This is a genomic window from Candidatus Methylomirabilota bacterium, assembly GCA_035764725.1.
Classification (GTDB): domain Bacteria; phylum Methylomirabilota; class Methylomirabilia; order Rokubacteriales; family CSP1-6; genus DASRWT01.
The window spans coordinates 25,542-35,759 of record DASTYT010000137.1; the positions used below are offsets into that span (position 1 = coordinate 25,542).

At 69.5% G+C, this 10,218-nt stretch carries 10 protein-coding genes; all 10 read right to left on the reverse strand.

Translation table 11 applies throughout. The features are described from left to right. Positions 1–32 precede the first annotated feature (32 nt). Positions 33–1,088: a heat-inducible transcriptional repressor HrcA gene (gene hrcA / locus VFX14_22940; protein ID HEU5192548.1), complete on the reverse strand. Its 1,056-nt coding sequence runs from the start codon at positions 1,086–1,088 to the stop codon at positions 33–35. Positions 1,089–1,103: 15 nt separating this feature from the next. Then, positions 1,104–2,210, reverse strand: coding sequence for a radical SAM family heme chaperone HemW (gene hemW, locus VFX14_22945; GenBank protein ID HEU5192549.1), 1,107 nt, complete (start codon positions 2,208–2,210; stop codon positions 1,104–1,106). Positions 2,211–2,257: 47 nt separating this feature from the next. Continuing rightward, complete coding sequence (gene lepB / locus VFX14_22950; protein ID HEU5192550.1) at positions 2,258–2,932, reverse strand: signal peptidase I; 675 nt, start codon at positions 2,930–2,932, stop codon at positions 2,258–2,260. Positions 2,933–2,934: 2 nt separating this feature from the next. Beyond that, positions 2,935–4,725, reverse strand: a complete 1,791-nt coding sequence (gene lepA / locus VFX14_22955) for a translation elongation factor 4 (GenBank protein ID HEU5192551.1) — start codon at positions 4,723–4,725, stop codon at positions 2,935–2,937. Between the two features lie 53 nt (positions 4,726–4,778). Further along, positions 4,779–5,855, reverse strand: coding sequence for an NDP-sugar synthase (locus VFX14_22960; protein ID HEU5192552.1), 1,077 nt, complete (start codon positions 5,853–5,855; stop codon positions 4,779–4,781). Further along, positions 5,837–6,004, reverse strand: coding sequence for a Trm112 family protein (locus tag VFX14_22965; protein HEU5192553.1), 168 nt, complete (start codon positions 6,002–6,004; stop codon positions 5,837–5,839). Before VFX14_22965 ends, VFX14_22960 begins: the two co-directional genes overlap by 19 nt. Then, entirely contained in the window at positions 6,004–6,933 is a 930-nt protein-coding gene (locus VFX14_22970; GenBank protein HEU5192554.1) for an NAD-dependent epimerase/dehydratase family protein, read from the reverse strand. Before VFX14_22970 ends, VFX14_22965 begins: the two co-directional genes overlap by 1 nt. An 18-nt stretch (positions 6,934–6,951) precedes the next feature. Further along, complete coding sequence (locus VFX14_22975) at positions 6,952–7,884, reverse strand: UDP-glucuronic acid decarboxylase family protein (protein HEU5192555.1); 933 nt, start codon at positions 7,882–7,884, stop codon at positions 6,952–6,954. A 9-nt stretch (positions 7,885–7,893) separates the two neighbouring features. Beyond that, on the reverse strand, positions 7,894–9,204 hold the full coding sequence (locus VFX14_22980; protein HEU5192556.1) for a UDP-glucose/GDP-mannose dehydrogenase family protein: 1,311 nt from the start codon (positions 9,202–9,204) through the stop codon (positions 7,894–7,896). Between the two features lie 44 nt (positions 9,205–9,248). Then, positions 9,249–10,218 (reverse strand): heme o synthase (cyoE, locus tag VFX14_22985; GenBank protein ID HEU5192557.1); only part of this gene is annotated, 970 nt, incomplete at its 5' end.

The window sequence follows — 10,218 nt, forward strand, 5'->3', positions numbered from 1 at the left end:
ATAGCAGACGCCCCGAGGGCGCCCGGGGCCCCTCAGGAGGGCAGGTAAAGGTCGGAGCGGACGCGCGAGAGCGAGGACGAGACCAGCCGTGCCGTCTCATCCACAATCGAGATCACGTCGGAGTAGAGCATGCGCCGGGGCCCGACCACGCCGAGCACGCCCAGGACCTGGTCACGATAGGTATAGGTCGAGGCGACCAGGCTCACCTCGCGCAGCTCCTCCATCGGGTTCTCGTTCCCGATCAGCACGCGCACCCCGCGCTCCTGCGCCATCTGCGAGAGGAGGTCGATGAGCCGCGCCTTCTCCTCGAAAGCATGGAGAAGTCTCCGCATCGTCGTCACGTCGCCGAGGTCGGGGTGGTCGAGCATGTTGAGGGCCCCGCTCACGTAGAGCGTGCGCGCGCGGAGCAGGGCTACCACCTGATCCAGCAGCGGGCGGCTGCGCGTCCAGAGCGGATCGAGGGGATCCAGCGGGACGCCGATCTCGTCGACGATCGCCTGGAACGTGCGGCCGCGGAAGCGGCGCGTGAGCGCCCGCCCGATCTCGCGGAGCTCGTCGGGCCCCAGCCGGCCGTCGACCGACAGCGCCTGCGTGGTGACCCAGCCGGTGTCGGTCACGACCACTGCGAGGGCACGTCCCTCGGCGAGCGGCATCAGCTCGATGCGGTCCAGCGCCGTCTGCTTGAGGGGCGGCGCGAGCAGGATGCCCGTCATGTTGGTGCCCTGCGAGAGCGCGGCCGGCGTCTCCGCCATCAGCCGCTCGGCCGCGCTCGTGGGGGGCGCGGGGGCCGTGTCCCGGGACGGGGCGGGCGCGGCCTTCTCACCCCAGGGCATGCCGCGGAGATGGTCCACGTAGAAGCGATACGCCTTGTCGGTCGGCACGCGCCCCGCGGACGTGTGAGGCTGGGAGAGATAGCCCATTTCCTCGAGATCGGCCATCGCGTTGCGGATGGTGGCCGGAGAGAGCCCACGCATGTGGCGTCGCGAGATCGAGCGCGAGCCCACCGGCTCGGCGTTCTCGACGTACTCCGCGATCACCGCCAGCAGGACCTGGCGTCGCCGCTCGTCGAGGTGATCGGGGCCCGTCATGTCGTCATCGTACAACTACAGCAGGTCGACAAACAGGGCGTCGGAGAGGAAGAACCCGTCCTCGGTGAGCCGCGTCCGGCCGCCGCGCGTCTCGAGGAGGCCGCGGGCCCGCCAGTCGTCCAGCCGCTCGGGCAGGCGCCCGCGCTCCAGCGCGAGCCGCTCCGCGAGCCAGGCCTCGGGCACGCCGTCGCTGGTGCGGAGCCCGAGGAAGAGGCGCTCGGCCAGCCGCTGGCGCGCGGTCAGCGTCTCGTGCGTAGCCACCGGGAGCCGGCCCGCTTCCACGGTGGCGCAGTAACGTTCGAGCGCCTTCGCGTTGCCGTAGCGGACGTCGCCGAGGAAGCCGCAGGCCCCGGGGCCGAGGCCGAGGTACTCTTCCGCGCGCCAGTAGACCTGGTTGTGAGCGGAGCGATGACCGGGCCTCGCGTAGTTCGACACTTCGTAGTGCTCGTACCCGGCCTCGGCGGCGAGGTGGATCAGCAGGCGGTACTGCGCGGCCAGCGCGTCCTCGGCGGGAAGGCCTCGCACCCCGGCGGCGGTCCAGAGGCTGCCTTCGTCGAGCGAGAGCGCATAGGCGGAGAGATGGTCGGGCTCCCACGCGAGCGCTTCGCGCACGGTGCGCTCCCAGCCGGCCTCGTCCTCGCCCGGGAGGCCGTAGATGAGGTCCACGCTCACGTGGGGGAAGCCCGCGCCGCGGGCGGCGTCGAAGGCTCGGCGCGCATCCGCGGCGGAGTGGAGACGGTCCAGTGCGGGGAGCACGCGGTCGTCGAGACTCTGCACGCCCAGGCTGATGCGGGTGACGCCGGCCCTGCGATAGCCGGCAAAGCGCGCGGGACTCACGCTCTCGGGATTGCACTCCACCGTGATCTCGGTCCCGGGCTCGATGCCGAATCGGGCGCGGAGGGCGTCGAGCACGCCGGCCAGCTCGTCGGGAGCCAGCAGGGACGGCGTGCCGCCGCCGAGGAAGATCGTGCCTAAGCGCACGCCGCTCACCCACGGGGCGGCGCCGGCGAGGGCGATCTCGGCCCCGAGGGCGCGCAGGAAGCGGGGCACCGCGGCCTCGAGGTAGGGAGCGGTGTTGAACGAGCAGTAGCCGCAGCGCTTGGTGCAGAAGGGGACGTGCACGTAGGCGCCGAGGCGGTTTGCCCGCGGCGCCCACGCGTCCAGTGGCGCTACGGGAGCCAGTTGCCCAGCCGTCTCCACCTGAGCCAGTGCCGGTCGCCGTTCCACGACCAGTAGATCAGGAAGGCCTTGCCGCGGATCTTCTCGCGCTTCACGAAGCCCCAGTAGCGGCTGTCCTGCGAGTTGTCGCGATTGTCGCCCATGACGAAGTAGGACCCGGGCGGCACCACGATGGCATCGCAGGCATAGAGATAGCCGCAGTGCCCCGACGGCGTGGTCGGGATGGACCCCGGCCGCACGTACGGCTCGTCGAGGGGCTGGCCGTTCACGAAGGCGCGGTTGTCCTTCACCTGCACGGTCTCGCCGCCGGTGGCGATGATGCGCTTGATGAAGTCGCGCGACTCGTCGTTGGGGTACTTGAACACGATGATATCGCCGCGGCGCGGCGCCCGCAGGCCGGGCAGGTGCGCGTCGGTGAAGGGGATCTCTGGACCGTAGAGGAACTTGTTCACGAGGATGTAGTCGCCCACGAGGAGGGTATCCATCATGGAGCCCGAGGGGATCGTGAACGCCTGCACCACGAACGCGCGGATCAGCAGTGCCAGGAGGACGGCGACGATGATGGCCTCGCCGTACTCGCGAACGAGCGACTTGCGTCGGGGCTTGACGACCGCCTCCGCGGGGCGGGCCCGCGCCTCCTCGGGCCGGGTCTCGATGTCGCTCATACTCAGCTCTTGAGGACCGACAGGAACGCTTCCTGCGGCACCTCGACCTTGCCTACCTGTTTCATGCGCTTCTTTCCCTCTTTCTGCTTCTCGAGGAGCTTCCGCTTGCGGGTGATGTCGCCGCCGTAGCACTTGGCGGTGACGTTCTTGCCCATCGCCTTCACCGTCTCACGCGCGATGACGCGGCTCCCGATGGCGGCCTGGATGGCCACCTCGTAGAGCTGGCGGGGAATGACGCCGCGGAGTTTCTCGGTCAACGCCTTGCCGCGCTCGTAGGCCTTGTCCCGGTGCACGATGACGGACAGCGCGTCCACCGGGTCGCCGTTGAGCAGGATGTCGAGCTTCACCAGCTCGGACTCGCGGAAGTCGAGGAAGTCATAGTCGAAGGAGGCATAGCCCTTGGACACCGACTTCAGCTTGTCGTAGAAGTCCACCACAATCTCGGCGAGCGGGAAGTCGAAGAGGATGTGGACCCGCTTGCCCACGTACTCGAGCGAGCGGTGCTCGCCCCGCTTCTCCTGGGCGAGCTTGTAGATCTCGCTCATGAACTCCGTCGGCACGAAGACGGAGCCCCGGACGTACGGCTCCTCCATGTGCTCGATCTTGTCGGGCGGCGGCAGCTTGGAGGGGTTGTCGACCTCCAGCATCTCGCCCTCCGTCGTCATCACGCGGTAGCGCACGCTGGGCGCGGTGACGATCAACGAGAGGTTGAACTCGCGCTCCAGGCGCTCCTGCACGATCTCGAGGTGCAGCATGCCGAGGAAGCCGCAGCGGAAGCCGTAGCCCAAAGCAAGGGACGTCTCCGGTTCATAGTTGAACGCGGAGTCGTTCAGGCGCAGCTTCTCCAGCGCGTCGCGCAGCCCCTCGTAATCCGTGTCCTCGATCGGGTAGAGCCCCGCGAAGACCATCGGCTTGGCGTCCCGGTAGCCGGGGCACGGCTCGGCGGTGGGGCGGAGGGCGTCGGTGATGGTCTCGCCGATCTTGGCGTCGGCCACACGCTTGATGGACGCGGTGAGGTAGCCGACCTGGCCCGCGGCGAGCTCCTCCACCGGGCGCATGTCGGGCGAGAACACCCCCACCTGCTGCACCTCGTAGAACTTGCCGTTGGACATGAACAGCACGCGCTGGCCCGCGCGCACGCGGCCGTCGATCAGCCGGATGTAGACCACCACGCCCTGGTACGAGTCGTAGAAGGAGTCGAAGACCAGCGCCTTGAGCGGCGCCCCCGGGTCGCCCGTGGGCGCCGGAATGCGCTGCACGATCGCCTCCAGCACGTCTTCGACCCCGGTCCCGTGCTTGGCGGAGATGGCGATGGCGGCGTCGCCGTCCAGCTCGAGCAGCTCGGTGATCTGGGTGCGGGTGCCCTCGACGTCGGCGGCGGGGAGATCGATCTTGTTGATGACCGGGACGATCTCGAGGCCGCCGTCCAGCGCCAGATAGTAGTTGGCGAGCGTCTGCGCCTCGACGCCCTGCGCGGCGTCGACGATCAGGAGCGCCCCCTCGCACGCGGCCAGCGAGCGCGACACCTCGTAGGAGAAGTCGACGTGGCCCGGCGTGTCGATGAGGTTGAGGGTGTAGGCCTTGCCGTCCTTGCCCGTGTAGAGCAGGCGGACGGTATGGGCCTTGATGGTGATCCCCCGCTCCTTCTCCAGGTCCATCGAGTCCAGGACCTGCCCCACCGCCTTCTTCGCGTCCATCGTCCCCGTCAGTGCCAGCAACCGGTCGGCCAGGGTGGACTTGCCGTGGTCGATGTGCGCGACGATTGAGAAGTTTCGGATGCGGTCGGTCGCCATCTATTCGAAGGATAACACGTCCCCCCGGGGGGGCTCAGGCCCCCGGGGGTTGGTCAGGGGAGCGACGCCCCGGCCGGCACGACGGTCCCGCCCTCCAGCACCGCCCCGGGGCCGATCCGGGCTCCCGCGCCTACCCGCACCCCGGCCCCGACGATGCAATCCCGGAGGTCGGCTCCCTCGCCGACCTCCACCCGCTCCCACAGCACAGTGCCCTCGATGGCTGCCGAGGCGCGGACCTCGCAGTCCGGTCCCAGGACGACGTGGGGGCCGACGTGGCTCCCCGCGGCCAGGCGACAGCCGGCCCCCACCACCGCGGGTCCGGTGAGGCGAGCGCCGGCATCTACCGCGGCGCGCTCGGCCACGAAGCGGCCGTCGCCGCGCGAGCCGGCAGGAGCCAGCGCCGTCCTGACGCGCCCGGCGAGGAGATCGAGCTGGCCCTGTCGATACTTCGCAGGGCTGCCGATGTCCAGCCAGTACGCGCCCGATACCCAGCCGAAGAAGGGCAGGCGATCGGCGAGGAGGCCGGGGAAGAACTCGCGCTCGATCGACACCGCCCGGCCCGTGGGGATGCGCTCGAGCAGCTCACGGGCGAGGAGGTACACCCCGGCGTTCACGGTGTCGGTGGTGATCTGCGAGGGGTCGGGCTTCTCGATGAAACGCTGGATCGCGCCGCGCTCGCCCAGCTCCACGAGACCGTAGGAGGTGGGATCGGGGACGCGCGTGAGGTAGATGCTGGCGACGGCGCGGCGTTCGGCGTGGATGGCGAGCATGGCGCCGAGGTCGGCGTCGGTGAGGATGTCCCCGTTCAGGACCAGGACGAGATCGCCGACCTGCTCTACCGCGTTCCGCACGCCGCCCGCGGTGCCGAGGGGCTCCGCCTCCACCACGTAGGAGAGCCGCACGCCCCACGCGGTGCCGTCGCCCATGGCGGCGCGCACGGCGTCCACCATGTAGGAGCAGGAGAGCACGACGTCCCGCACGCCGTGGCGCGCGAGCAGCGCGAGCTGATACGCGAGGAAGGGGATGTTGAGCAGGGGGACGATGGGCTTGGGCCGGTCATAGGTGAGCGGCCGGAGCCGCGTGCCCTGCCCCCCGGCGAGGATGACGGCGGTTACTTGGTCGGCGTCCAGGGCTCCGCCTCGCCGATCAGCATGACGGGGATCCCGTCGCGGATGGGATAGGCCTTGCGGCACGCCGGGCAGATGATGCGGGTGTCCTCGAACAGGAGATCGCCCTTGCAGGCGGGGCAGGCCAGGATGGCGCGTAGCTCCTCGTCGATCATCGCGAGCGCTCCTTCTTGAAGAATCCGTAGGTGAGGGCGAGCCCCTCGTCCAGCGACACCGCCGGGCGCCAGCCGAGCTCGCGCGCGGCGCGCGCGGCGTCGAGACAACTCCGGCGCTGCTCGCCGGGCCGGGCCCGCGCGTGCACGAAGGCGGCGTCGAGGCCGACGGCGTTACAGAGGCGTTTGTGCAATTCGAGGACGGTGGTCTCGCTGCCGGTGCCGATGTTGAGGCCGCCGGTGAGGCGCGGCCGCTCCAGCGCCGCGAGGTTCGCCGCCGCCACGTCGGCCACGTAGACGTAGTCCCGCGTCTGCTTGCCGTCGCCGTTGATCTGGCACGGCACCCCGTCGAGCAGTCGGGTGCAGAAGATCGCGACCACCCCGGCCTCGCCGGCGGGATTCTGGCGGGGCCCGTAGACGTTGGCGTAGCGCAGCGACAGCGCCGTCCAGCCGTGCAGCGCGCCCAGCGCGACGATGTACTGCTCCATCGCGGCCTTCGAGACGCCGTAGGGCGAGGAGGGCCGCGAGGGATGATCCTCCGGCGTGGGAATGACCTCGGTGTCGCCGTAGCCGGCGCTGCTCGCGGAGTAGATGATGCGCTGGACGCCCGCGCGTCGGCAGCACTCGAGGAGATTGAGCCCGCCGACCAGGTTCACGCTGGCATCGAAGCCGGGATCCGCCACCGAGCGGCCCACCGAGGCCTGGGCGGCCAGATGCGCGACCGCCTCGGGCCGCTCCTTGTGGAACACGTCGCCGAGGCGCGCGCTGCGGAGGTCCATGGCGTGGAGGGTGACCGGCTTACCGGCGAGCCAGGCGGGATTGCCGGTGGCGAGGTTATCGACCACGGACACGGTGTGGCCGGCGCCGAGCAAGGCGTCGACCACGTGCGAGCCGATGAAGCCCGCCCCACCGGTGACGAGGACCCTCACGCGAAGCGCCTCATCGCCTCAGGCTAGCCCGCGGGATCGGTACCAGTCGATGGTCTCGCGGAGCCCCTGCTCGACGTCGATGCGCGGCTCCCAGCCGAGCTGGGTGCGGGCGCGGGTGATGTCGGGCTGGCGCACCTTGGGGTCGTCGACGGGCAGGGGAATGAAGCGCAGGTCGCTCCGGGAGCCCGAGAGCCGGATGATCAGCTTCGCGAGGTCGAGCAGCGTCATCTCGTTCGGGTTGCCGATGTTGACGGGGTCGTTCACCGACGAGTTCATCAGCCGCCAGATCCCGTCGACGAGATCGGAGCAGTGGGTGAAGGAGCGCGTCTGTGAGCCATCGCCCGCCACCGTGAGGGGCTCACCGCGGAGGGCCTGACGGATGAAAGTCGGAATCGCGCGGCCGTCGGTGAGCCGCATCCGGGTTCCGAACGTATTGAAAATTCTCACGATCTTCGTGTCGACGCCGTGGAAGCGGTGATAGGCCATGGTCATGGCCTCGGCGAAGCGCTTGGCCTCGTCGTACACACCGCGCGGGCCCACCGGGTTCACGTTGCCCCAGTAGTCCTCCTGCTGCGGATGCACGAGGGGATCGCCGTACACCTCGGACGTGGACGCGAGGAGGAACTTCGCGCCCCGCGCCTTGGCGACGCCGAGGGCCTTGTGGGTGCCGAGCGCGCCCACCTTCAGCGTCTGGATCGGCAGCTCGAGGTAGTCGATGGGAGAGGCGGGACTCGCGAAGTGGAGCACGAAATCCAGCGGCCCGTCGACCACGATGTAGTTGGTGACGTCGTGCTTGACGAAGAGAAAGCGGGGATCGCGGATGTGGGCGATGTTCTCGGGGTTGCCCGTGAGCAGGTTGTCCATGCACACGACCGAGCAGCCCTTCGAGAGGAGGAGATCGCAGAGGTGGGAGCCGATGAAGCCGGCCCCGCCGGTGACGAGCACGCGCACGGACGGTGCCTAGGCGGGGACGACCGGCTTCCGGCCGATCGAGTAGTACTCGAAGCCCAGACGCCGCATGCGCTCCGGCTCCCAGATGTTCCGGCCGTCGAAGACGATCCGCCGCCGGAGGACGCCGCGCAGCCGCTCGAGGTTGAGGTACTTGAACTCGTTCCACTCGGTGATGATCACGACGGCGTCGGCGTCCTGGGCCGCCTCGTAGGGTGACGCCGCGTAGACCACCGACTCCGGGAGCAGGGGACGGGCGTTTTCCCCCGCCACCGGGTCGTAGGCGCGCACGATGGCGCCGGCGGCGATGAGGTGATGCACCACGTCAATGCTCTTGGCCTCGCGCATATCGTCGGTGTTGGGCTTGAAGGCCAGACCGAGCACCGCCACCGTGATGTCGTCGAGCGGACCCAGCACCTTGCGAATCATCTCCACGAGCCGTCCCGAGCGCTCGCGATTGATGTCCACCACCGCCTTGAGCATCTTGAAGTCGTAGCCGAGCCGCCCCGCGGTGTGGATCAGGGAGTCCACGTCCTTGGGGAAGCAGGAGCCCCCGTAACCCAGTCCGGCCTGGAGAAACGCGCCGCCGATGCGGCCGTCCATGCCCATGCCCTTCATCACCTGGGTGACATCGGCGCCCGCCGACTCGCACACGTTGGCGATCGCGTTGATGAAGGAGATCTTCGCAGCGAGGAAGGCGTTGGACGCGTACTTGATGACCTCGGCGGAGGGCAGGTCGGTGATGATCATGGGCCGCTCGAGGGGGGCGTAGAGCTCCACCAGCTTCATGGCCGCGCCCTGGTTGGCGGCGCCGATCACGATGCGATCGGGCCGGAGGGTGTCCTCGATGGCCGAGCCCTCACGAAGGAACTCCGGGTTGGACACCACGTCGTACTCGATGGGCCGGACCTGATGCCGCGCGATGACCTCGCGAACCAGCTCGCCGGTGCCGACGGGAACGGTGGACTTGTTCACGATGACCTTGTAGCGGTCCATCGTCTTGCCGATCTCGGCCGCAACCGCTTCCACGTGAGATAGGTCGGTTTCACCCGATTCGCGGGGGGGCGTGCCGACGGCGATGAAGATGACATCGGACTGGCGGACGGCGGCCGGGAGGTCGGTCGTGAAGGTCAGGCGGCCATCCTCGATGTTGCGGACGACCATTTCCTCGAGTCCGGGCTCGTAGATCGGCATCTTCCCGGCCTTGAGTGAGTCGATTTTACCTCGTACCTTATCGACGCACACGACGTCGTTGCCGAGGTCCGCAAAGACTGCGCCTGTCACCAAACCGACGTACCCGGTTCCGACCACGCAGATGTTCATTCGGTCCTCCTGACCGGGCTTCAGGATAGCAGACAACCTCGAGCTCAGGCGAGGACGTGGCGGACGAGGCGCTCCCCGACCTGCACGACGAACAGGAGCAGGAGGTAGAGGTTCGAGAACAGAAACAACGAGAGCCAGCCGCGCTGGTCCTCCGGCCGGCGCGCAAACTTGGTGGCGAGCCAGACCAGGCGCCAGCCCAGCACCGCCGCGGCCACGAACGACACGATGCCGCCGACGCCGAACGTCGGCGCGGCGAGCGAGAGCGCGGTGAGGCCGAACGCGTAGACGAGGATGAGTCGCGCGGTGCCTTCGACGCCGACCGCCTCGGCGACCATCGGGAAGCCGCCCGCCGCGTAGTCGGCCCGGTAGCGGAGCGCGAGCGCCCAGAAATGCGGCATCTGCCAGAGGAAGAGAATGCCGAAGAGGATGAGCGCGCCCGCGTCCCACGGCGCGCCCCCGCCCGCGACCCAGCCGATCACCGGCGGCAGCGCGCCCGGTAGCGCGCCCGGCACCGCGGCGAACGGCGAGGTCGGCTTGAGCCAGGGCGTATAGAGCCCGTTGTAGAAAGCGGCGGCGACGATGCCGAGGATGCCGGCGGTGCGGCCGATGCCGAGCCACAGCACCACCGCGCCCGCGAGCAGTGCCAGGATCGAGAAGGCGGTGCCCTGGAGGAGCGAGAGACGGCCCGACGGGAGCGGGCGGCCGGCGGTGCGGGCCATCAGGGCGTCTCGCCGCCGCTCCTGCACCTGGTTGAGCGCGGAGGCCCCGCACGAGAGCAGCATCACGCCCAGCAGCACCGAGAGCCCGGCGCGCCAGGGAAAATGGGCCCCGAGGGGCGCCACCAGCATGAAGCCCGCGCCCGCCGACACCAGCACCAGCAGCACGATGCCGAACTTCGAGAGCTCCAGGTAGGCGCCCACGCGCGCGGCCACCCCGAGAGCGGGCAGCCCGCGCGAGGACGCGGCGGCGGCCCTAGGCGGCATGGACCGCCCGTCGTCCCGCGCCGGGGCGCGG

Excerpts from the sequence above, each read along its gene's own strand:
- hrcA (HEU5192548.1), bottom strand. The coding sequence starts at position 1,088 with ATGACGGGCCCCGATCACCTCGACGAGCGGCGACGCCAGGTCCTGCTG.
- lepB (HEU5192550.1), bottom strand. The coding sequence starts at position 2,932 with ATGAGCGACATCGAGACCCGGCCCGAGGAGGCGCGGGCCCGCCCCGCG.
- lepA (HEU5192551.1), bottom strand. The coding sequence starts at position 4,725 with ATGGCGACCGACCGCATCCGAAACTTCTCAATCGTCGCGCACATCGAC.
- VFX14_22980 (HEU5192556.1), bottom strand. The coding sequence starts at position 9,204 with ATGAACATCTGCGTGGTCGGAACCGGGTACGTCGGTTTGGTGACAGGC.